The following is a 23,212-nucleotide window of genomic DNA, read 5'->3' on the forward strand; positions in this document are numbered from 1 at the left end:
GCCTTACTACATTCTACGTAGCAAGGCTCTTTAAAGTTGTTTCAAATTATATCCATCTGTTTATATAATACTTAAAAAATAAATAATAAAGTTGTTTACTTCTTATTGACTAACGAATCTGTTCGTTTAAGTGTAACTCTTCACAATTACTTGATATTATATAGGTGAATAGAAAGATAAATTAAAATTTAGTTTAGTAGTTGTAAAGTAGGTTATTTATATTATTCTCTTATAATTTTTCAAAAAGGAGAGTTTATGAAAAAGATTATTGTTTTTGTATTAACGATATTTATATTATTCTCAGGATTCGCAACACAAAGTTATGCGTTGTCAGATTCGAAATCTGCGGCAATACAAGCGTTGCTAGATGATGCCTCTCGTATATCAGGTGTGCCGGGAATGTCAATCTCAATACTTGCTGATGATGAAGTGTTCTACTTTTCTTCAGGGTATGCAGACCGTGAAAAGGGGTTGTCTGCAAGTGAAAATACACTCTATGAGTTAGCCTCGGTCAGTAAAGCTTTTACCGGTATGGGTATTATGCTGTTGGAAGAGCAAGGGCTGCTCTCAATGACTGACCCTGTCCAAAAATATTTACCTTGGTTTACATTAAAGTATCAAGGGAAACCTGTTGATATGCAAAGTCTTACACTAAATAACTTTCTTTACCATACCAGTGGTCTAACAAATATTAGGCATCTTCAAAATATTCCACAAGGCAATACACCGGATATGTTGCAAAAGACTGTGGAAATGCTCGTGGATGCTGAATTGGCGTTCCCTCCCGGTGAACAGTATAACTATGGAACCGTTAATTATGATGTATTGGGTTTGGTTATTGAGATTGTGTCGCGACAAAGCTATGAAGACTTTATGAAGGAACAGGTATTTCAGCCGTTAGGTCTTCACCAGACGTATGTTTATAAAGAAGATGCTCAAGCCACTGGACAGTTGGCACAGGGCTACCGTTCTTCCTTTTTTATGACAACTCCATTTAAAGCTCCGGATTATGCTGGGAATAAACCCGCAGGCTACATCATTTCTAATACAAAAGATATGGCGCGTTGGATGGGCATACAGATGGGTATCGTGCAGGACATACCCGAAATATTTCACACGGTTATCGAAAAATCACATAGGGGTGATATGTCTGTTTCGGCTGTCAACGGTATGTATTATGCGGCAGGCTGGTCCGTAAACGCCGAACAAACGACTATAGAACACACTGGGGGCAATCCAAATTTCAGAACCGAAGTAGTCATACTGCTAAATGAACGAACAGCCGTCTCCTTGCTGAGCAACGGCGCAAATACCAATATAAATATGGTACTAAAAGTTAAAGATATATTAGAAGGCAATCTAACTCAGTCATATGAAATAAGCGGCACACAGCTTTTGGATATCATTTTGTCGTCTATCACAATTATTCTTTGCCTATTGGCCGTTTTGCTATTTCTCTTAGGATTACGCAGAAGGAAAACGAATGAGCGGCAGCCAATGACAAAAAAGAGAATAACCGTAACAGTTATTTTCCTGATCGCTACGATTGCCCAGGGTATACTGTGCTGTGCTTTCGATTGGTCAACGATACTTATTTGGCAAACATATAGTGTTCTTACAGCTTTGATTTCGTCAGCATTATTAACAGCAAGCATTACATGGTTTGTATACACTCACCGATAAAATACCTCGCTCCCAAGATAAGCATAATGTTAAGTAATTAAATTTCAATTTATCGGTATGCTTAATTTGAAAAACATAAGACACTTCGGTGTCTTTTTTAATATCATCGACAATTTTCCAAGTCAAACCTAATTACTATTGCTTCCACTAACCTGCTCCGTTCGTGGAATAAGGATTTTTAAACAACTATATTATTTTTTAAATGACTTTATTTTGCATTAAACAAATTTATTATTTCTGCGCACCAACAACCAAAAGACGGTACCATCTGCCGGCACCGTCTTTTGGTTACATTTTATAATCTTGTGAAAAAATCACATAATTCCTGTCCTTTATTAGCAATCACTTCTTTTATATATTCAAGGATCTCTGAGTGTTGAGTTAAAACTTCTTCTAATTCATTAAATACGGAAGAGTTTTCCAAGCCCACTAGAGTATTGTTTAATAGAGTAGTAAATCTCTCACCTTCATGGTCAGTCATTAAACAATATTTCACAAAATAAGCTAACTCTACAGACTGACCGTTGATTTTTGTATATGAAAACGCATTCCCATTATGTAAACCTTTCATCATATATTCTTTTATGTCGTCAAAAAAGCCTTGGCTTTTCAGTAACATTATTTCTTCATCTCTCAGCCCTTTTAAATCACAATTTACACAGGCAACGAGTTTTTTTGACTTCTTAGAATCTAATAGGCCATTCCTTATACATGTACAAAGTAAGCTGACTGCATTTGGATAATCGAACATAAGCCAATCTGGTAGCGGGTTATTAATAAAATGACTTATTATATACCTATTTTCAGCGTGACATTTTAAAAACCTTTCAGGGAACAGCATTATGAACTTTTCAAAAGTTTCATTGCTATGCGTTAAAAATCTATTAAAACTTTCATTTATAAGTTAATTCTCACTTGAATTAATCGCTTTCCAAAATGCACGAGCTTTTCCAGTAGGGTCAGCAACCCGATAATTCCTATTTTCTTTAAAGTGATTATGTATTTCTACAAACAACTCAGGAAGATTATTATTTTCAGCTAAGTGAGGAATACTTCTAACAATTTCTTGAACCTTATCAGGATTATTGAAATAAACGTTGTCAAAATACTCCTCAAGTTCTTTTAATAAGAAATCCCTACTGCCGTTGATTACTAACTTAGGAAGAATGGATTGTACAAATAGCCAAAAAGATTCGACGTGTGCAGCTGCAATTAAATTATCTTTAGAATGTACACAGTCATTCCTTAACGCTCTCCAATATTCCATTTGTGCGATTCTGGATTTGCTAATTTTAAAGTAACGACTATGCGTTCCCCCTTCATTAATTAAATCAAACACCTTATTTTCCCAAGTATCTTCGTTTGAAATTTGTCTCTTTTTTTCTCTCCATTCGTTCTCAGTTATTCCATTAGGAGTATGCGAACTTTCTAACACTCCGGATTTTACTACATTTTAAAAAATAAATATGACATGATATACGATGATCTGTAGGCTCCTACTTTATAACAAAGTATCCCCTCTTCAATAAAACTCATAGCAGCTTTCGGAAATTCTATTTCACTAATGGGGTAGCGTCAGGAAAATGCGGATTTACAACGCTAAGCCCATTTTCAAGACGATTCCCTTGTTTTTAACAACGTTAAATTTGTGAAATTATAAATGTATCCAGAACCTCATTATATAGAAAGCTATCGGAAAAGAACAAATAGTGTTTTCTTCCTCCATTAAAGGGCCAGATTGTTGAAGAAAACCCCGTTCCTGCTAGAAACTAAATGGTATACTAATCATAAAATACTTTGAAAAGGGAGGATATACAATGGTTGCAAAGACTGAAGAGGATTTTAATGGATTAAAAGTAATTGGTGAAATTTGTGGTGCGATTCGAGATGAATTAGTCCATAGTACGAAACCTGGAATTACCACAAAAGAACTCGATGAAATTGCGAGAGAGATGTTTGAAAAAGCAGGAGCTCAATCTGCCCCAAAAAGTGAATACGATTTTCCTGGATATACGTGCATTAGCATAAATGAAGAAGTAGCGCACGGGATTCCGGGGAGACGGACCATTCAAGAAGGGGATATTGTAAATATTGATGTTTCAGGTTCAAAAAACGGATATTTCGCAGATACCGGAATTTCCTTTGTAATAGGGGAAGGAGAGACAATTTTACAGAAAATATGTGACGTTGCTAAAGAAGCATTCGATGCTGGGCTTAAGAAGGCAAAGCCAGGTTCAAAAAAAAGTGCGCTCGGAAAAGCTGCACACAATGTAGCAAAACAGCATGGCTTAACAGTCATAAAAAATCTTACTGGACACGGTGTTGGGCGTTCGATTCATGAAGAACCAAAACACATTTTCAATTATTTCTCTCACTGGGATGACGAAATTTTAAAGGATGGAATGGTAATTGCCTTTGAGCCTATGATCTCTACATTTGAAGAGGAAGTTTTCCAATCCGAAGATGGATGGACCTGCCTAACCGATAAAAGCTTTGTGGCTCAATACGAACATACGATTATCCTTACCAAGGAAGGACCGATTATCACTACATTGTAAGAGCACTAATACCACAATAGGGCGCTTTAATGGAGCAATGAAAAGCCTAATTTTTCATTTTTATGCTGAGAAATTAGGCTTTTTAATATTGAATTTTTCTTAACGTTGTAAATCCGCATTTTCCTGACGCTACCCCAATATAATGGGACCATATAGACATACTCCCCATCAATTCTCCTAATTCCCTTTCAATTTCTTTTAATTCGTCTGGTGATATACCTTCCGGATAATCATTAAACCATTTCAACCAATCCGAAATTAGCTCCTCTACAGAGGATATTCCAGATTCTGAGCAGAAATTAAATTCCCTTTTTCCTGCTGTGATAAATGTGTCTAAATCATTTAAAATTAGGCGGATTATATATGAAGTACTCACATTTCCGATACTATGTTTCATATTTTCTCCTCCTTATCATTTTTTTCTTCCAATGAAATGTGTTTGTTATACCATTTATTTATTTTTCCTTTGTAATACTTTTCGACTTCGTAATCCGGAATCCAAATTTCGCGATCATTGATTTTACTCATTACCTTCTCTAAAACATCTTCATGTTCTCTCGGTTTTAATCTACGGTTATAAACCTTAATCTTCTCTATATAAGCCTCTCTCAGCCAGTTTGATATAGTTTCACGCTGTTTTTGCTTTAGGTGAGACCATTTCTTATTGGTTTGTATTAATTGACCTTTGGAATTCCTTGTATGATTCTTCATTGATCGCTACCTCCCCTATTTTATTTTTACTTATTTCTTATTCGAACCGAAGACACAGCGCATTCCAAATCGAGTCACAGCATACGTCGTTCCAATTTTACGAATTGAACCTTTTGGAAAATCATTAATTCTTTTACGTAATGTTGATGCATCAATTCCCCATTCTTCTATTGCATCCGTACTACTTAGAATTTCATTATCCAACAGATCGAGGCTATCCCATTCAACATCTTTGTAATCAAAACCGTCCATCTCTAACTGCTGTAAAATGTCTCTTTCATCCCCTTTTACAGCAAACAAATTATGATCATCCCCCTGGTGAACTTCTTCTAATTTGCTTACATCTAGAAATTCATGGCCAGTTACCTCAATCGTACTATTCTCAGATACATAATAATAGATACCTTTTTTCACCTTAAATATAGCCTTATTCCATAATCCATCTTCACTAATCCCCTCAAAAATTCTTTCGGCTTTCATTTTCAGACCCCCCCTTTCACGCAAGCGTGAATTAATTAACTTAATCTTATCACGTTTGCGTGAATTGGTACAAGTTTAAGTATTAAAGCTTATAAAATCGATATAAATTAACTATTTTTTCTGAATTTTATTGAAAAATAACTCGAAATCACTCAAATAATGCTGATATTTTGCTATGATGATACTAATTAAATAGGATTAGGATACTTCTATAAGATGGGGGAATATATAATGAGTGTTTTAGTAAAGGGGAATGAGCAATTAACCTCTCTATTGAACGACTGGTACCAATCTATGTTATCTCAACAAGTTTTAAAAGCTACCAATCTAAAAAAGGAAATCGATGAAAAAATCAGTAAGTTAAGTACTGAGCCGAATCAAGATTGTCAGGATCAAAATTTGTTACTATATTACTCACTACTTGAGTTTCGTTACACAGTCTTAACAGATAGCCTTAGTATTCAAAAAAATAGTTTTGATACTATTAGCGATTATGATATGCCTACAGACCAATTTCTTCGCTTTTATTATCACTTTTTCAAAGCCATGCATGCTACTTTTATCGCAAATTATACTATGGCGGAGGAACATTATAAACAGGCAGAAAAGATACTAGTAGATATACCGGATGAAGTTGAACATGCTGAATTCTATTATAGAATCTCAACTTTTTATCACCATACTTATAACATGCTCAATTCAATTGAATACGCAAATAAATCAAAAGAAATCTTTTCGAATCATGAAGGCTATGAAGTGAAAGTAGCCTTTTGTAATAGCTTGCTAGGCGGCTGCTGTATCTATTTAAAGCAGTACGAACAAGCAGAAGAATATCTAAATTCTGCAATTGATTTACTTAAAAAGAATAAGGAAGAAGATTCCTTGTTATATGTAAGAAGTACAATAGGTTGGCTATATTCTGATCAAAACATGTCTACTTTAGCTATTCGTCATCTTTCAGAAGTAACAGCTAAAATGCCTACGCACTTTAAGGCTATCTTCCTAGAAGCTAAGGAACATTATAAATTAGGAGAACAATCGACAGCCAGCCAACTCATTGATAAGGGATTACAGATCTGCAGAGGAATTAATAACGAGGAATATACGCATCACTTCTCTATTTTAAATAGCTTAAACGAAAATATTCCATTGGAAGAATTAGAAAAAATCATTCAAGAAGGAATTATGTACTTTGAGAAAGAAGAGTTATGGGATTATGTTGTGGAATATGCTGAATTATTTGCTACAATGTGTAGAAAATTAGAAAACCACAAAAAGGTAAGTGACTATTTCCATATTTGTTATCAAGCAAGACGAAAATCCATCGAAAAAGGAGCGTTAAAATAATGAAAAAAATTATTTTATTATTATCTGGTATTGCTTTTATTGGGGCGTTAACGGTGGGAATTACTCAGTTTTCTCAAACAGACCAACTTGCTACTCATGGACATTACCCTGCTCCTACATATAGTGTCGGCGACCATGGTGGTGCACCACAACAAATTTAATCTAAGCGCATTTAAAAGTCCTCACTTATTGTGAGGACTTTTGCTATCTAATACTTTTTCTATAAACCTAGCACACTAACAATCTGACATGCTTTAGAATTGACAATATAGTAGTACATCTCCAATTCTTTTCTTTCTGAACGAAGGATCTTTCCACGCATTTTAGATAGGTGCTGAGATGCGATAGATTGAGGTACATTTAATAACTTCGTTAACTATATTGTAAGGGATTAGAAATTTGTAAAGAATTAAAAAATGAAGAGCACGATTATCACCTTCTAATCTTAGAAAAATTAAATCAAAAAGTGAATGCTAGCGAATTAGAAAAGAAAGCTAAAACAGGAAGCTCGTATTTTGATAAAGAAGGCCTACATAAATATGTACAAGCATACGCTAAAAAATTTTCAATTTTATTCCATCAAGAAAATAACCGTTCAAAAGCAAGTGACTATTTTTATCTTAACCATCGAATAGAAGAAAAAACTTTGAGAAGAAGACTTTAAAATGAAAAAAGTAATTTTTAGCATAATTGGGATTACAGCTGCATTTACATTCATATTTTAATTTAGCATGTAACCGATACTCAAAAAGCACTTAGCAAGGATAAAATTGTACAATATACTGATGGCTGATAAGTAGACAAAAGTCCTCACGTTAATTAATGTAAGGACTTTTGTTTATTTATCTAGTTTTCTATAGACCCATCGAACACAAAGAGCAAGTTATTATAAAGAATATTTTATTATCTATAAGGTACTTTCCGTTACTCTTTCCATTATCTCTGCTGATTCATTATTTTTACTTATCACAAAATTTATTCCATTAATTTTAATATTATAAGATTGAAGATCATTAATTGAGTTTTTATTTAGACTTTCATAACTGGAATCCACATTAATATTAAATGAAATTGGAAAAACATTTAAACTGGACTCCATGTTATCTATTACAAAAATAACATGATAACTATAACTAGTTTTATAAGATAATTTTTCATGATAAAATATATAAGAATTTTTTTCTTGATTAGCAAGATTTAAAAATACGTTTGAAATTACACTTTCTAGCTTAGATTGTAATAAAAAATCATCTTTAAACATCTCACAATTACTTTTAACGATATCCACGATATTATTTATTGCACAGGTAGTATTAATCTCACTATATTCTACCCTTTGATTAATTGTATTTAAAATACTTCCTCCAGGAATTTCACTAATTAAATCATTTAATTGATCGAACTCAAGATTAAGCGTTTGCAGGCTTAAGGATTTTTGTAGATGTTGAGTTATATTAAGGGCCTGATTCAAATGAACTTGTGGTAATCTGTATATTTCTAAGAAATTTATAGCATTATACGAAGGAATTTCCAAATTAATAATTCTTTTATTATACATTTTTATATCTCCTCAACTTTCATTTGAAGTGACTAATATTTCAGTCTTTTCTCTTTTCAAAATTTGTATTTCTTTTTTCAAATCTTCTATTTCCATCTTTAAAGATTTATTAGAATCTAAAATTTCTTCCAACAATTTTTGAGGTTGTAAATTATTTGTTCTTTTGCCATTATGAATAACAATCTGTCCTGGCACTCCTACAACTGTCGAATTGCTAGGAACATCTTTCAAAACGACCGCACCGGCCCCTACTTTAGAATATTCACCTATATTGATAGCACCTAATACTTTCGCCCCGCTAGAAATAATGCAATTGTCTCCGATATTCGGATGTCTTTTACCACTTTCTTTACCTGTACCACCTAGAGTCACGCCTTGAAATAATGTCACATCATTTCCAATTTCACATGTTTCCCCAACAACGACACCAACTCCATGGTCAATAAACAATCTCCTTCCAATTTTAGCACCTGGATGGATTTCTATACCAGTTAAGAATTTAGATAACTGTGAAATGATTCTAGCTGTTAATAAAAAATTTTTCATCCAAAAAAAATGGCTAATCCGATATAGCCAAATTGCATGTACTCCTGAATAACAAAGGATTACTTCTATTTTATTTTTCACTGCAGGATCAGAATTTAACACACACATAATGTCTTCATTAATTTTTTTAAACATATATCCCCTTCCTTTAAGAGCACTTTTGGAAGTATGTAATAATCATAATATGAAAACTACTTAGATTATCCATTAAGTAGTTTTCACATTAAACAAATTCAATCAGTAAAATTAAATTATTTATCCTTATTCCCTTTGTAATTGCATATAAGTAATGCAATTACCTTTAGAATAATCAGCAGTTAATTTCATTCTCCTTTTCTGAAGCTATAACATTTTTATTTTGTTCATACTTTATTCCAAATAATAAAAATGCCGCCATTAAAAAAGCTAATATAAATGGGCTCAACCATGTATAAGAAATATTTATTCTTGAAATAAACAATACACACGCTAGAATAGGCAAAGCACAAGCATTTGCTCTAGAAACCATCAGCCCTACCTCTGCACTTGTGTAGTTATTCGCCATAACACTTCTAGTAATGATCCTTAATCCGCCAAAACCAAAACCTAAAAATGCTAAAGCAATGCCAAAACCTATAATTCCTAAATTAATGAAATTCCAAATTAATAAACCAATCACTATACTAATACATGACAGTATAATTTTATACATATCTGATGCTATTTTAATAGTTGATAAAAAGATTCCTATTAAAACCATTCCCACACTAATAAAAGCGTCCAAAATTCCAACATCCATCATTTTTCCATTTTGAATACTAACCTGAACTGGAAGCATAAAATTTATTCCACCCAAGACTGGCCAAATTAATGCTAAAGATAAAAAAAGTAAAGGGTTAAACGTTTTCAATTTTACAGTATCAGACTTTACAATCTCTTCCACGGTTCCTTTTTGCAAAAATGCGATGAAACCAAAAACAAAAAATATTACTGAAACCACAACGTAAAAATTACTATACCCTAGTTTATTTATTACAAAAGGAGCACAAATTGGTCCAATCATTAACGCAACCTGATTAACTGTCATAGAAATAGAACTAAATCTAGTTACTTGTAATTTACTATATTTTTTTGCTAAATTAGCAAACCACATTTCCCAGCTTGACTCTAGTAGAAAGAAAAAAATCCAAGCAACGAAATTTATCATAACTACACTAGAATTAATTTGATAATAATTCGACAATAATAAACAACAGAAAACGACTCCGATTAATCCTACACCTGTTATTTTTGATCCAGCATACTTATTTAAAGCTTTTTTTGCAAATATAGGTACAAATATTGCGGGTACAAAAGAAACTATCGTAGCCATTGCTAATGATCCGAAATTATCATTACCATCAGTCGCTAGTTTCCAGTTTATCGCTAATAAAAGAGCACCGCATATGAATCTATATAAACCTGATAATATAACGTATAAATACATACTAACATTCCTCTACTTCAAAAATTTCTTCAGATAATACTTTTGTCATCTCTAATGGTTTATCAGTTTTTGTTTCGAATAAATTTTGCCATGTATACTCCACGGTTCCTTCTCTTGAAAGACAGAAGATAGGGTCAGCTGATACTTTTCCAACATGGGCTTGTATTTCCAATGAATGTACTTCTTCAGGTAAATTATCAGTATTTTTAATTTCTTTAATAATACCTGATGGTGCCTTTAAGAATGCTATAGCTGCACTTTGAGTTGGCTCCAATTTTTCAATATGCATAAATGGATTTTCGTTTAAATAGCAACTAACATGTAGACTGTATGGATTAATTCCGTATGCTCTTTCAATTTGATCCATAATCCCATCGCCCCCTGGTCTTGCAGCAGCTTCAATTACCCAAAATTCATTATCCTTTATTTTAATTTCTACATGGGCTAATCCAAATTCAATATCTAAAGCCCTACAAGCTTCACATGCTAGCTCACGCAATTCCTCATCATTTACTCTATGACTAGGAACCAAATGGGCCATTTCTGAGAACCAAGGCTCTGGTGATAAATATTTTTCGGTGACAGTTAATACCTGGTACTGTTTATCAAAACAAACTACCTCTACAGAAACTTCATCTCTACTATCTATATATTTTTCAACTAAATATTTATCTCCTTCTACCCCAAATATTTCACCATATTCCTCTAAAACTTTTTGTGATTCTTTAAATGCCTGAATTGCTTCATTCTCAGTACGCGCTAAATACACCCCTGCACTTCCTCCAAAATCATAAGGTTTAATGACAACAGGAAGTCCTAAATCATTTACAGCCAATTGCAACTCACTTTCATCTTGAATTAAGTGGAAAGGAGCGGTATTTACGCTATGCTCGAAAAACGACTTTTTCATCGCGAATTTATTCCTTGCTAAATTTACTGTATTTGAATTTAAATGTCTTAAACCCAATTGCTGATTCACTTCGTTAGCTGCCTTTAAAGTCCAATCATTCAAAGGAACAATTACTCTAGGTGTCCAGCCTTTTTCTTTATATTCATTTATAACCTTTAACAATTTCATAGAATCTTGCGGATCTGCTTCAATACAATTATCAAAATATCTATTATATTTAGTCTTAGCATTTGAATCAGCTGTCCAAACGGGTAAATGACTTATAGACTTAGCCCCAGCTAGTGAACGTTCTCTTAAAAATTGGTCTGCTCCTAATAATAAAATATACTCTTTCATCATTAACACCCCTATTATTCAAGTAATTTTTTCGTCATTACTCATACATGGTTTATTATCTTTACAAATAAAATCCTTTACTAAATAAGAAAAGGATTTTATTTGTAAAGTTTATATCATTTTAAAATTCTAAATTTAAAATACATTCTTTTATACTAGACTCTAAAATTGAAATACCTTCTGTAATGCCTTCCATATCAATAATTAAAGGCGGTAATAATTTTATAACTTCATCACTTGGTCCAGATGTCTCAATTATTAAACCTTTTTCAAACGCCTTTTTTGATATTTCTTTTGCTAAATTAGGAGTTAAGCAAGCTATTCCTTGCATTAAGCCTCTTCCCTTTAACACACCATTAATTTCAGGATATTCTGAAATTATACGAGATAAATGTTTTTCAATGTAATCAGCTTTATCTCTTAGTTCTAGTGCGAATTTTTGATCTTTCCAGTATTCTAACCCTTCCATTGCAGCAACAAAGGCAAGGTTGTTTCCTCTAAAAGTTCCATTATGTTCGCCTGGACTCCATCTATCATGTTCTGGCTTAATTAACGTTAAAGCCATTGGTAGCCCAAAGCCACCTATAGACTTAGATAAACAAATGACATCTGGTCTTATTTCAGCTGGTTCAAAGCTAAAAAATGTACCTGTTCTTCCACAACCCGCCTGGATATCATCTACTATTAAAAGAATTCCATATTCTTTGCAAAGACGCTCAATTTCTTTTAGCCAAGAAAAACTCGCCACGTTCAGTCCGCCTTCTCCTTGCACGGTTTCCAAAATAATTGCAGCAGGTAAATCCACTCCACTTCCGGTATCTTCAAGAAATTTTTCTAAATAACGGATGGACTCTTGCCCTTGAATATACTGATCATAAGGCATTATAGTAACATTATTTAAAGGAACCCCTGCACCTTTACGTTTTGATGCATTACCTGTAAGGGAAAGCGAGCCAAGTGTCATTCCATGAAAAGCATTACTAAAACTAATAACATTAGTTCTCCCAGTAACTTTACGTGCAATCTTCAATGCGCTTTCTACTGAGTTCGTTCCAGTTGGTCCAGGGAACATAATCTTGTATTCATAATTTCTTGGGCTGAGAATTATATCATTAAATTTCTCTAAAAATAGCCCTCTTGCCATTGTTCCCATGTCAAGGCTATGTACTATACCATCACTATTTAAATAATCAATAATAGCATTTTTCATACGAGGGTTATTATGACCGTAATTTAGCGTTCCAGCACCTGAGAAAAAGTCAATATACTCCCGATCTTCTATATCTCTTAGTTTATATCCTTTGGAACTTTTGAAAACTGTAGGAAAGTTCCTACTATAACTTCTGACTTGAGATTCTAACTCGTCAAAAGTTTTTATGGATATATTTTTTACACCTTCCATGATTAACACCCTTTCAAATATATTGTTACATTTTAGATCCATCCATTAAAACGACAGTTTAAGTATGCATGGAAGTTTGCTACACTTCCTTCTAATAAAACATGATTAATCCATGCATTTTTTTCAAACCATAATACTTGTAATTCCCACACACACATTCCGCCACCTGTTGGAGATAAATACTCTAATAAGCCATAATTATCTTTAGGGCAAGAATATATATGAGAACTCAACATATTTTCGTTAAACCACCAGTTTATTAATAAAAAGTCTGCTTCACGCGCTTCATGTACAATGATAATACCAATTTTATAAACCGTATTTTCTAAAGTGACTCCATTAATTTTTTTTATAGTTTCTTGCTTAGCTATATTAACTAAAGAAGGAGAGATTTTAGAATCATCAAGAGCAATTGTATACACCTTAAAATACCAGCCATCATGTTCCCAAACTTCAGAAAATTTAACGCATCTTTTTTTATATTTCTCACTAAATTTGATCATTTTCTGCATTCCAGAAACTATTTGTTCTGCGAATATTCTTGTTTTAGTGAAAACGTATACTCATAAACATCTTCTGTTTTCTTATATCCTATAGATTCATACAGTGACTGTGCCGGATAGTTATTTACAGCTGTCTGTAACACTAATTCTTTTGCCTTTGTTTTTACAGAATAATCTTTAGCCTTCTCCATTAGAGCTTTGGCAACACCATTTTTTCTATAATTTGAATCCACGTATAAATCATTTAAGATCCACAGCCTTTGCATTGATACAGAAGAAAATGAAGGGTATAACTGTACAAATCCAGCACCCGTATGTTTACCATTTTCGTCTTTAAATATAGCTAAAAAAACAACGGAATCTTCTTTTTCAAATCGCTCTTTTAAAAAATCACGACTCTGTTCTACGTTCGAAAGTTGTTTATAAAAAACTCTATATTTATCAAAAAGATCTGTTACTGTTTCTAAATCATTAAGTGTAGCTTGAAAAACTTCGATATTAACATTTTTCCCCATAAGATCATCTCCTTACTTTACATATATGTGTATGTTTTTTGTGGAACGATGAGATTACCTTCTTCAAATCGATGTAATCTAAGCTTGCTTAGACAAGCATCCTCGGTTCTTTCCAATATTTCTTTTGCTACCGATTTCCCAATAGCAGGAGCGATTTTAAATCCCCCTCCGCTAAATCCAGTAGCAATATAAATACCATCTATTCCCTGGATATCTCCAATAACAGGATGTTTATCAGGCGTATATGCATCAAATCCATACCTACCGCCTAAAGGCTTAAATTTATTGTTAAATATACGTTTATTAATTGTCTCATAGGCTAATTGAACATCATCTATATCCAACATATTTTTCTCAGCACTATACATTTGTTTTCCATTATTCGATGAAACACCGACCAAGATTTCTTTTGAGTTAAGTGGTCGGAAATAACAACCATAAACATCATCAATATAGGTCATTAAAGAAGTGGTGGATAAATTATTTTCACATCTAAAAAAATTTATACCTATATTTTTCCATTTTATAGGAGAGGGTACATTGATTAAATCTAAAAATCTTGATGTCCAAGCACCACTACAAATAATAACCTTCTCTGCATTTATATTCCCGATATTAGTCGTGACACCACATATTTTGGAGTTTTTCATTTTAAAACCTGTTACTTTAGTACCTTCCATTACCTTTAACCCATTATTTTTTGCTTTATTAATAAATCCTAAAGTCGCTAAATTTGGATTACCATATCCACTAAGGGGTTCATGTGCTACTATAGAAACCCCTTCCATGGATACATTGGGCTGCATTTTTTGAAGTTCTTGCGGCTTTATTAAATTTATTGGTATACCTATTTTGTTTAATTCATTTGTATTTTCCACTAAGTTATTTTTTCGTTCTTCCCCAACCAATAAAGCAAAACCTGTTTTATTAAAACCACAGCTTCCGCCTATAGTCTCTTCCCAATTTGAAAAAGTTTCATAACTTTCCCATGCCAGTTTTGCTTGAATACTGTGTGTATGGCTCATCCTAATTAGTCCACCAGACATTTTAGTTGCCCCAATGCCTGGTGGTCGATCTTGTTCACACAAAACGACATCTTTTTGACCAAATACAGTAAGGTAGTGAGCTATACTAGCTCCAATTATTCCCCCACCAATTATCACTATTTCTGTATTAATTTCCATCTGTTCACCTCAAATTGTATGAGTAACTTATACATGTAATAATTCTTGATTAGCTTTTTTAGATTCTTGCACATGATCAAAAATATGTTTTGCTTTTAATGCCATCATGCTAAATGATGTAGCATCACTAATACCGTGAGTACGTTCTGTGATTCCATTTGCATATACCCCAACGTTAAACTGATTTGTTGTGGCAATTTCATAATCCCTTGAAATATCAATATCTCCATCCTTATGTAATTCAAGGTAATTTAAAATGCTATCTAGTGGTCTAGGAATTTTTTCTTCTGTAAACCCTGTGCAAACGACGATACCATCGACATTGATAGACAACTCTTCTTTTGTATAGTTATCCTTTAAATGTAATTCGTAACCATTCTCTACATCTTTTACATCGAGAATTTCTTGGCATCTCATCACATGTATTTTGTTAATACCTTCGATACTTTGCTCATACACTTTCCAATATAAATCTGTACTTACATGAGGACCTACAGCTGAATAATTAGTTGCTTTCATTTGTTCATCAAATAATTTTTGACGTTCTTCTTTTGTAAGACCATAAAAATAATCTACAAATTCTGGATGATAGACTTCATTACTGAATTGCCCTAAATCATATGTCTTAAAACCTAAATTTCTATTAATAGAATATACATCCGCTTCCGGGAATTTATTTGAGATACTTAAAATAACTTCAATAGCATTTTGGCCTGAACCAATAACTGCAAAATTTGGTTTGTCTTCTGCTTTAAAGTTTTCAATTTTCTTTTTGAAAAAGTGTGGGTGGAATACTTTTTCCCCCATAAATGGTTTGTATTGTTCTGGAATATATGGAGTTCTACCTGTATTTACTGTGATGTTTTTAGCCTTAAACTTTTTAACCTCGTTAGAAACAACATCTTTTGTAATTATTTCCACCAAATCAATATTTCCTTCAGCATCTTTTATAGGGTTGATTTCAATTACGTTTTGTTGATATGTAACGTATTGATTTAATTGTTGTGCAACCCAAGAAATATAATCATTCCATTCAATGCGTCCAGGTGTTAAACCTAGTAAACCAAATTGAAATAAACGTCCTTTCTCTTTCAAATAATTGGCAAAAGTATATTTACTTCTAGGATTATATGGAGTTACAAGATCGCGAAAGAAATGATGCTGTATATGAGCTCTAGGTAAAAGCATATTTCCCTGCCATGTTGAATCGTTTGCTTTTTCTAAAAATAATGCTTTTATTGATTTTTCTTCATTTAAGCCTTCATTGTGATCATCAATTGCCACTCCAAGTGCAATTCCTGCTGGTCCAAACCCAATTCCAATTAGATCGTAAATTTCTTCTGAATAATTTATCATTTTTCTTACCTCCAACATAATTTTTTATTTAATTGGTACAAAAATTTCATTTTTTAAACTCCATAATGATATTGGTTGATTTTTTAGTTCATGGTTTGAATCGAATTTTACATTCCCAATTATGGTTTCAAACTCGTTTTCAGCTATTACATCCAGTAAGTCTACGTTCTCCAATCTATTTTTCATAATAGATTGTAAAAGTAATTGAACAGATGCATAAGTAGACGCTGCATAGAATCCAGGCCTTGATCCTACTATAGATTCATATTCAGCTATAAATTGGATAGATGTATCGTTTAAAGGAATTGGTGATGGCCCAACAGCCCAAATATTCCCTTCTGTGCTATTCACATTATCAGTAAATTCTTTTACTATGACATCATCTCCAAAAACAAATGACATTTCTCTCATATTTTTTCTAAACGAATTCATAAAATGCACTGCATCGTGGCATCTTCCTGAAAATATTATTAAATTAGGATTAAATCCCAATATTTGTTCAACTAAAGTTATCACGTCATTATGTTCTTTCCAGTGCATAACCATAGCATCAATTTTTTTAATTTTTATCGTTTCTTTATATATTGATTCAATGTGGTTCATACCATAAAAGCTGCTATCACTTATAAAAGCTATTCGATTAGCTTTTATAATGTTTATAGCTACGTTTGCAATTAATTTACTAGATTCGTCATCAGTTGCGCACATTCTAAAAACATTTTTTTGCTTTGTAAGCATCGAATTTGTAGCAGCTGGAAGAATTAATGGAACATTTTTTTCCATATAAATTGGCGATGCCTTTAATGCGCAAATACTACTAAAATGACCAACTACGCCTTCTACTTTTTGAGATAGGAAATCACGTGCTACTTCAGGAGCGATTTCTGCTTTTGCTTGATCATCACCCCAAACCACTTCTGCTTTGACTGAATTGTTTAAATTCCAGTGGTCCACCGCGATTTTTACACCGTTGTAGAATTGTGGAGTTTGCGCAGTTCTTATGCCACTTAATGCACCCGCTGCACCAAATTTAATTGCATCTACTACCACTATTTAACAACTCCCTTTTTGTATGCTGATAATTTCTCAAACACACCTTGTGGTACTTTTGCAAAGAATGGTTCTAAGGGTTTTTTCGGTAATATCTGAGTTTTATTCTTTAAATCTGTCCAAAGGTAGATTTTTCTTTCCTCAATATTTTTCTCTCCAAGAATATCCATTACTTTAACTGAAAACTCTGTCATTATAGGCGATGCAATAACAGCCAACAATCTAACTACCTTCAAATTTTCTTTAATCATTGCTAAATTAGATTCATGAACAGTTCTATCAAAGCGCCAGTAGCTATCCATAGCTTCTCTAGCTAGTTCTAAAATTAAGCTAGTAATTTTTTGTAACGAGAAATTTTCTGCGTCATAATAAACTGATATTTGCTCAAGGCAATTGATTGCCTTTTTTTCTAAATTAGTAGCAGGATTATCGAAGATTGAATCTATTGATGTAATTCCTAAACTTGCCGCCTCATTAAATAAACTTTGTAACCAATTATTCCACGCATCAGCTAAATCCTCATTTACGAATTGTTTGAAATCATCCAAATTAAAATTCATCTCTGTGCTTTCTGGTGCAGTTGAAGCAAGATATAATCGTACCGCATCAGAGTTTACTAAATTAAAAATATCATTACCCCAAATAGCATGATTGCGACTAGTTGAAATTTTTTCACCATCTAAACCATAAAATTTATTTGTCACAACTGTATCAGGAGCATTATATTTCCCATGTGCTTTTAGCATAGCTGGATAAAAAACTCCATGTGAAAAAGTGCAATCATACCCTACAAAAGCAATCCATTTTGTATCTTCAGATTGCCAATATTCCTTCCATTTATCTTTATCGGGTTGCAATGAAGACCAGTCCATCGTGGCACTAATGTATCCAGCAGGACCGCCATACCAAGTGTCTAATATATGGTCTTCTCTATTTTCTAAAGGTACTTTTATACCCCATTTTGATTTTCGAGTAACAGGTGCATCAATTTTGTTATCTAAAATCTTTTCGCAAAGTTCTTTTGCGTCAGGGCGCCAATTTTTGTGTTCATAATATTTTTCTAAGGCCTCTTTATGTTGTGATAGAGGAAAATATGCTCTATCTTCTATGTATAAGTTCAATTCATTTTTACAAGTGTGACATTTCGCATCCAATAACATACCTGCCTCTTGAGGTTGTCCGCAACTTTCGCAATAGTTTGCGTCCGAAGGACTACCACAATAATGACAATTTCCTCTTGCATAAGCCTCGTATTCGAATTTTTCGCACTTTTTGCAATAAAAAGTAGTGACATTCATAAATTGAATTTGATTATTTTTATATAAATCTAAAAAGATTTCTTGCATTACTTGAGGATGCATTGGGATATCTTTTGATCCTGGAAAATGATCTGGTAACATATGAGCTATCCTAAGCGTTTCTTTCATCTCGTTCGTATAAAATGTAGAAATATCTTCTGGTGTTTTATTAGTTTCTAAAGCCTTTCTTTCAACATAATCTTGATAATCATCACCGTAGGATATATAAAGAACATCATTTTCTAACATGCGTTGAATTCTTGAGAAAACATCTGCCCCTAAAAATGGACCAGCTAAATGGCCAATATGCAAGTTACCATTTGAAGTTGGAGGGGCTGCTGTTACTAAATATTTTTTTTTATCCATTTACTTCTCTCCTCATTATTCAAATTTGATATTCCATTTCATTTTCATTATTTTGCGGTTGCCCATCCCACCAAAGACTGACAAACTCTAACGGTTCTTCACCAATATTCGTAATACAGTGTTCTGTAAATGGAGTGAAATATATAACATCTCCCGTAATTACTTCTCTAGTTTTTTCATCTCCTCGCGCTAACCCTTTTCCTTTTACAATAATAAAAACTTCTTTTTCGTCATGATTATGTGGGGCTGAAGTTTGTCCTGGTTGCAATACACACCATGCTCCGCCAAAAGGTGGATCTACAACATCTTTCCATGGAAAATTTCTTTGTGCATAAAGATCGTACTCAAACTTTAGATTTTCTCTATCTAATGTTTTTACATGCATAATAATTACCTCCTTTTTACTTATATTCTATTTATTAACATATCTTTCATTTTTAATTTATCACTGCAAAACTATAAAAACTATGTAATCATCGTGTATTGTGCGTGTATTTTTAGTAGAAGTTCTTCTTTTAAAAAAATTAACCTCATTAACTTTTATTAGTTTTCAAATAATATCCAGCACCATTTTCATGTATTAATAACTTAGGATTTTTTCCATCATCCCCAATTTTTTTTCTGATTTTACTTATATACTGTCTAACCCGTTCTTTTTCTGTTCTTTCATCCCAAACATTATTTAATAACTCTTCAGTTGTAAAAATCCTTTCTTTGTTCTCTGCAAATAGAGAAAATAATCTATATTCTTTTTCTGGAAGAGAAATCGACTTTCCATTTTTTATAATTTTCCACCCTTTCACATCAAAAATAATTCCATTATCAATAATAATTTTTTCATGTTTCATTTCTTTAGAGGTTCCTATTAATTCACTAAAAGTCGATAACTTTTCTATATATACTGATGGAGGGTCTACCACGAAAACATCACAGCCAGATTTTATAAGAGAAGCTTTCATATTTTGTGATATTTCTAGCACCAAAATCATTATTTTAGTCTTAGGTGTTTTACTTTTATACTTTACACAAAAATCCATTTCCTCATTTGTAGGATAAGGTAGATCAAAGATTACACCATCTAAAAATTTTCTCCCACAATATAATTCAGCATCTCTTGCTTCTCTTCCATATAAAATCTCATTTTCATGAACATTAAGTAATTTGTGTGCACTTTTGAAATTCTCATTATTTTTACTGATTATTAATAGGTTCATTTTTAAAATCCTTTCCAGTTATAAAATTAAATTATTATTAATAGATTTGGATATTTTTTTTTATGTGTTATGATAATTGAACGAAATTGGGTTTTAAATTATTACTCAGCATATTTTAATGAGGGGTTGGTTCAAATTGGATAAAATAGACAGAAAAATAATTGAATTTTTACAAATTGATGGTCGTATGACCGTACTACAGCTTTCTAAAGAATTAAATTTAAGTAGACCAGCAATAAATGAAAGAATCAAAAAATTACAAGAAAACAATGTAATTCAGGGTTTTACTACAAAAATATCACCGGAAGCAATAGGTAAAGAAATTATCGTGATGATTGAGGTAAATAATGTTAAAGTAGAATGCCATAAATTTGAAGAATTGATACAAGATGAATACGACATTGTTGAGTGTCATAGAATAACAGGTCAAAGTAGTTATATCATGAAAGCTATTGTCCCTAATATGAAACGTGTCAGAGAATTAATTGATCGTCTAATACCTTTCGCTCAACTAAATACTTCAGTTGTTTTATCCTCCCCAATTCAAGATAGATTATTGCTCCCCGATGAAACAACAAACTAAATATTTCAATTCTAAAAGGATTTCATATAAAAATGAAGTCCTTTTTCCATATTTACATTACATATTGTACCATTTTAAACTGAATAACCTTCTTTACGACTGTGTATTTTTGGTAATTAAAAGTTGAAAAACATTAATCTGTCTTTTCTGAAAATAAACTAAAGCAGTTATTTTTTACGTTTCACCTACTAAAATAATACAATATAACTTATATACTTTCAATAATGAATAGATTTTTTAACAAACACATACTATAATGTAACAAAGAGGAGGGAATAATATGAAAAATGAAGGGAATCAAACAATATCAACTTCAAAAGGCATTTCATTGTATGTCGGAGCTGTGCTAGGATCTGGCATATTAATATTACCTGGTATTACGGGAGGAATAGCAGGACCGAATGCGATTATACCTTGGATTATTATGGTGATACTGAGTATCCCCCTTGCTTGTACTTTCGCCTTTTTATCCATTCAATACCCAAGTGCTGGAGGGATTTCAACCTTTGCGACAAACGCTTTCGGTCGATACGTCGGTGTAATTTCTGGTTGGTTTTTCTTTGTTGCCGGAAGTTTCGGGCAGATTATAGTTTCATTAACTGGTGGAGTTTATATATCTTACGCCTTTAATTTACCCTATTTTTCCTCCTACTTAATCGCGCTGTTATTATTAATTATCGCTATTTTAGGAAATTATTTCGGATTACATACTAGTAGTAAACTTCAACTGATAATTGCAAGTCTCACATTTTTTATATTAGTAAGTACAATCATACTTTCCATTCCTTATATTAAGCTTGAGTCGTTAACCTGGTCTTTAAGTAAAGAAAGCATTGTTCCTATTGGTAAATCTATGATGTTAATATTTTGGTCATTTTTTGGCTGGGAGGCAATATCTAGTCTTGCTCCGGAGTTTAAAAGCCCTCAAAAAAGAAATATATTAATGTCAACATGGGGAGCTATTATTATAACTGGAATTATTTACATTGGGATTGCTTTATCAGTAATTGGTACTCAGTCTTATATTCTCGGAACAAGTGAAGCTGCTCAATCTATCAATAATGCATCTTTAGCTGCAGTTATAAAAAAGGTAATGGGTACTAATGGGGCATGGATCATAGGAATTTTAGCCTTTACTATCTGTCTAGGCACCATTAACGCTTTTATAGCGAGTATAAGCCGCTTAGGGTACTCTTTAGCTCATAACAAAACTGCTCCACAATGGTTAGATAACTATGATGAAGAGCGCTCAACTCCAAAACGTGCTGTAATACTTGTTGGAGGGATTGCGATTGCAGGATTAGCTTTTAGTTATCTTTTCAATATAAGTTTAGAAAAATTGGTGTTCATTCCTAATTCATTAGCAATTGCAACTTATGTTATAGGAACTGCTTCTGGTATCAAATTAATTTCATCAAAACTAGGGAAAATCTCAGCAGCTATCTCTTGCTTCTTATGCATGATCGCATATCCTTTTATCGGCACTTCAATTACACTACCTATTTTATTATTGATTACATGCATTATTTATATATCCTGGAGAGATAAAAAAGAAATGCAAATTTCAGCAGAAAAATATGATTTTTAAATTATTTTAATGGAGGGACATTTATGAATAACAGGAAAAATTCAGTAATTAAATCTCATAAAACATGGAAATATTACTTCCACGAAATAGTTAGAGCAATAATTTTTTATAAATGAGTACTACCACTATAGCCTTATAAGTTTCATGATTTTAATTAATGTATCGTGTAAGTTCTTTTTTTGAATATTGCTCCATTTCAATAAAATTAATAATCTAAAAAAATAATTTAATATATATTAAAAAAAGAAAAGTTACTTAATTTCAAAAGTGTAAACAAGCCTAAACCCGTTCTAAATTTAGAACGGGTTTAAAATTGCAGTTGTTCAATTTCAGAAAAAGACATTCTTCATTCCCCTAAAAAATATAACAATAAAATCGTGTAAAACTCTAAACTTCATTTAAAATGGCATCTTTGAATGGAAGTCAAGTCAACGATTTGCTGTCTATCCTCCTACACTTTCCTTAACTCAATAATTTGGTTTTTATGATAAATAATATCTAGTAATTTTGTTAATTGTATTACATTACAAATTTTATGAAACCCTAATTTTTCATACTT

General features: G+C 32.4%; 25 protein-coding genes and 1 pseudogene. 7 read left to right on the forward strand and 19 right to left on the reverse strand.

Going from position 1 to position 23,212, the window contains the following annotated elements; translation table 11 throughout:
- The first annotated feature begins 255 nt into the window (after positions 1–255).
- Positions 256–1,683, forward strand: a complete 1,428-nt coding sequence (locus MKX66_RS28430) for a serine hydrolase domain-containing protein (RefSeq protein ID WP_341087821.1) — start codon at positions 256–258, stop codon at positions 1,681–1,683.
- A gap of 295 nt (positions 1,684–1,978) precedes the next feature.
- Here the strand turns inward: MKX66_RS28430 and MKX66_RS28435 are convergent, their stop codons facing one another.
- Both MKX66_RS28435 and MKX66_RS28440 read right to left on the reverse strand, forming a co-directional pair.
- Positions 1,979–2,434, reverse strand: a complete 456-nt coding sequence (locus MKX66_RS28435; protein ID WP_326996673.1) for a hypothetical protein — start codon at positions 2,432–2,434, stop codon at positions 1,979–1,981.
- A gap of 153 nt (positions 2,435–2,587) precedes the next feature.
- Entirely contained in the window at positions 2,588–3,118 is a 531-nt protein-coding gene (locus tag MKX66_RS28440; protein ID WP_326996672.1) for a hypothetical protein, read from the reverse strand.
- Positions 3,119–3,500: 382 nt separating this feature from the next.
- On the opposite strand from MKX66_RS28440, the gene map reads away from it, so the two are divergent.
- Positions 3,501–4,241: a type I methionyl aminopeptidase gene (gene map, locus MKX66_RS28445; protein ID WP_341087825.1), complete on the forward strand. Its 741-nt coding sequence runs from the start codon at positions 3,501–3,503 to the stop codon at positions 4,239–4,241.
- 82 nt (positions 4,242–4,323) lie between these two features.
- Here the strand turns inward: map and MKX66_RS28450 are convergent, their stop codons facing one another.
- Genes MKX66_RS28450 through MKX66_RS28460 form a run of 3 tightly spaced genes read right to left on the reverse strand, consistent with a single transcriptional unit; the run spans position 4,324 to position 5,432 of the window.
- The gene (locus tag MKX66_RS28450) at positions 4,324–4,638 is read right to left on the reverse strand and encodes a hypothetical protein (RefSeq protein WP_326996670.1); all 315 of its coding nucleotides are present in this window, start codon (positions 4,636–4,638) and stop codon (positions 4,324–4,326) included.
- The gene (locus MKX66_RS28455) at positions 4,635–4,952 is read right to left on the reverse strand and encodes a transposase (RefSeq protein ID WP_341087827.1); all 318 of its coding nucleotides are present in this window, start codon (positions 4,950–4,952) and stop codon (positions 4,635–4,637) included. The genes MKX66_RS28450 and MKX66_RS28455 overlap by 4 nt, the downstream gene beginning before the upstream one ends.
- Positions 4,953–4,982: 30 nt before the next feature.
- Entirely contained in the window at positions 4,983–5,432 is a 450-nt protein-coding gene (locus MKX66_RS28460; protein ID WP_326996668.1) for a helix-turn-helix domain-containing protein, read from the reverse strand.
- A 231-nt stretch (positions 5,433–5,663) separates the two neighbouring features.
- Here MKX66_RS28460 and MKX66_RS28465 point away from each other — a divergent pair, with 231 nt between their 5' ends.
- Entirely contained in the window at positions 5,664–6,779 is a 1,116-nt protein-coding gene (locus MKX66_RS28465) for a response regulator aspartate phosphatase (protein WP_341087828.1), read from the forward strand.
- Positions 6,779–6,940: a hypothetical protein gene (locus tag MKX66_RS28470; RefSeq protein WP_016095068.1), complete on the forward strand. Its 162-nt coding sequence runs from the start codon at positions 6,779–6,781 to the stop codon at positions 6,938–6,940. Before MKX66_RS28465 ends, MKX66_RS28470 begins: the two co-directional genes overlap by 1 nt.
- A 59-nt stretch (positions 6,941–6,999) precedes the next feature.
- Here MKX66_RS28470 and MKX66_RS28475 read toward each other — a convergent pair.
- Positions 7,000–7,155, reverse strand: a pseudogene (locus tag MKX66_RS28475) (ArsR/SmtB family transcription factor); the annotation flags it as partial.
- Between the two features lie 90 nt (positions 7,156–7,245).
- Between MKX66_RS28475 and MKX66_RS28480 the strand changes: the two are divergent.
- A complete protein-coding gene (locus MKX66_RS28480) occupies positions 7,246–7,443 on the forward strand; it encodes a response regulator (protein ID WP_341087831.1) in 198 nt (65 codons plus the stop codon).
- A 243-nt stretch (positions 7,444–7,686) separates the two neighbouring features.
- Here the strand turns inward: MKX66_RS28480 and MKX66_RS28485 are convergent, their stop codons facing one another.
- From MKX66_RS28485 to MKX66_RS28545, 13 genes are all read right to left on the reverse strand, one after another.
- Complete coding sequence (locus MKX66_RS28485; RefSeq protein WP_341087832.1) at positions 7,687–8,337, reverse strand: hypothetical protein; 651 nt, start codon at positions 8,335–8,337, stop codon at positions 7,687–7,689.
- Positions 8,338–8,349: 12 nt separating this feature from the next.
- Entirely contained in the window at positions 8,350–9,018 is a 669-nt protein-coding gene (cysE, locus tag MKX66_RS28490; protein ID WP_341087834.1) for a serine O-acetyltransferase, read from the reverse strand.
- Positions 9,019–9,193: 175 nt separating this feature from the next.
- Positions 9,194–10,348 carry an MFS transporter gene (locus MKX66_RS28495; RefSeq protein WP_341087837.1) on the reverse strand — a complete coding sequence of 385 codons (1,155 nt, stop codon included), beginning with the start codon at positions 10,346–10,348 and terminating at the stop codon, positions 9,194–9,196.
- 1 nt (position 10,349) lies between these two features.
- Positions 10,350–11,594, reverse strand: coding sequence for an ATP-grasp domain-containing protein (locus MKX66_RS28500; RefSeq protein WP_240587761.1), 1,245 nt, complete (start codon positions 11,592–11,594; stop codon positions 10,350–10,352).
- Between the two features lie 121 nt (positions 11,595–11,715).
- The gene (gene ectB / locus MKX66_RS28505) at positions 11,716–12,996 is read right to left on the reverse strand and encodes a diaminobutyrate--2-oxoglutarate transaminase (RefSeq protein ID WP_341087842.1); all 1,281 of its coding nucleotides are present in this window, start codon (positions 12,994–12,996) and stop codon (positions 11,716–11,718) included.
- A 32-nt stretch (positions 12,997–13,028) separates the two neighbouring features.
- Complete coding sequence (locus MKX66_RS28510) at positions 13,029–13,508, reverse strand: hypothetical protein (RefSeq protein ID WP_341087845.1); 480 nt, start codon at positions 13,506–13,508, stop codon at positions 13,029–13,031.
- 8 nt (positions 13,509–13,516) lie between these two features.
- Positions 13,517–14,014 (reverse strand): GNAT family N-acetyltransferase, encoded by a 498-nt coding sequence (locus MKX66_RS28515; protein WP_341087847.1) that lies wholly within the window; start codon positions 14,012–14,014, stop codon positions 13,517–13,519.
- A 17-nt stretch (positions 14,015–14,031) separates the two neighbouring features.
- Positions 14,032–15,198, reverse strand: coding sequence for an NAD(P)/FAD-dependent oxidoreductase (locus MKX66_RS28520; RefSeq protein WP_341087849.1), 1,167 nt, complete (start codon positions 15,196–15,198; stop codon positions 14,032–14,034).
- 27 nt (positions 15,199–15,225) lie between these two features.
- The gene (locus MKX66_RS28525) at positions 15,226–16,554 is read right to left on the reverse strand and encodes a SidA/IucD/PvdA family monooxygenase (protein WP_341087851.1); all 1,329 of its coding nucleotides are present in this window, start codon (positions 16,552–16,554) and stop codon (positions 15,226–15,228) included.
- 24 nt (positions 16,555–16,578) lie between these two features.
- The gene (locus tag MKX66_RS28530) at positions 16,579–17,604 is read right to left on the reverse strand and encodes a branched-chain amino acid ABC transporter substrate-binding protein (protein WP_341087854.1); all 1,026 of its coding nucleotides are present in this window, start codon (positions 17,602–17,604) and stop codon (positions 16,579–16,581) included.
- Positions 17,604–19,268: a methionine--tRNA ligase gene (locus tag MKX66_RS28535; protein WP_341087855.1), complete on the reverse strand. Its 1,665-nt coding sequence runs from the start codon at positions 19,266–19,268 to the stop codon at positions 17,604–17,606. The genes MKX66_RS28530 and MKX66_RS28535 overlap by 1 nt, the downstream gene beginning before the upstream one ends.
- Positions 19,269–19,287: 19 nt before the next feature.
- Positions 19,288–19,653 carry a cupin domain-containing protein gene (locus MKX66_RS28540; RefSeq protein WP_341087856.1) on the reverse strand — a complete coding sequence of 122 codons (366 nt, stop codon included), beginning with the start codon at positions 19,651–19,653 and terminating at the stop codon, positions 19,288–19,290.
- Positions 19,654–19,801: 148 nt separating this feature from the next.
- A complete protein-coding gene (locus MKX66_RS28545; protein WP_076855486.1) occupies positions 19,802–20,482 on the reverse strand; it encodes a winged helix-turn-helix domain-containing protein in 681 nt (226 codons plus the stop codon).
- Positions 20,483–20,618: 136 nt separating this feature from the next.
- Between MKX66_RS28545 and MKX66_RS28550 the strand changes: the two genes are divergently transcribed.
- A complete protein-coding gene (locus tag MKX66_RS28550; protein ID WP_098190300.1) occupies positions 20,619–21,065 on the forward strand; it encodes an Lrp/AsnC family transcriptional regulator in 447 nt (148 codons plus the stop codon).
- Between the two features lie 280 nt (positions 21,066–21,345).
- A complete protein-coding gene (locus MKX66_RS28555; protein WP_341087859.1) occupies positions 21,346–22,653 on the forward strand; it encodes an APC family permease in 1,308 nt (435 codons plus the stop codon).
- Positions 22,654–23,212: the final 559 nt, after the last annotated feature.

This window comes from Bacillus sp. FSL R9-9530, assembly GCF_038008145.1.
Classification (GTDB): domain Bacteria; phylum Bacillota; class Bacilli; order Bacillales; family Bacillaceae_G; genus Bacillus_A; species Bacillus_A mycoides.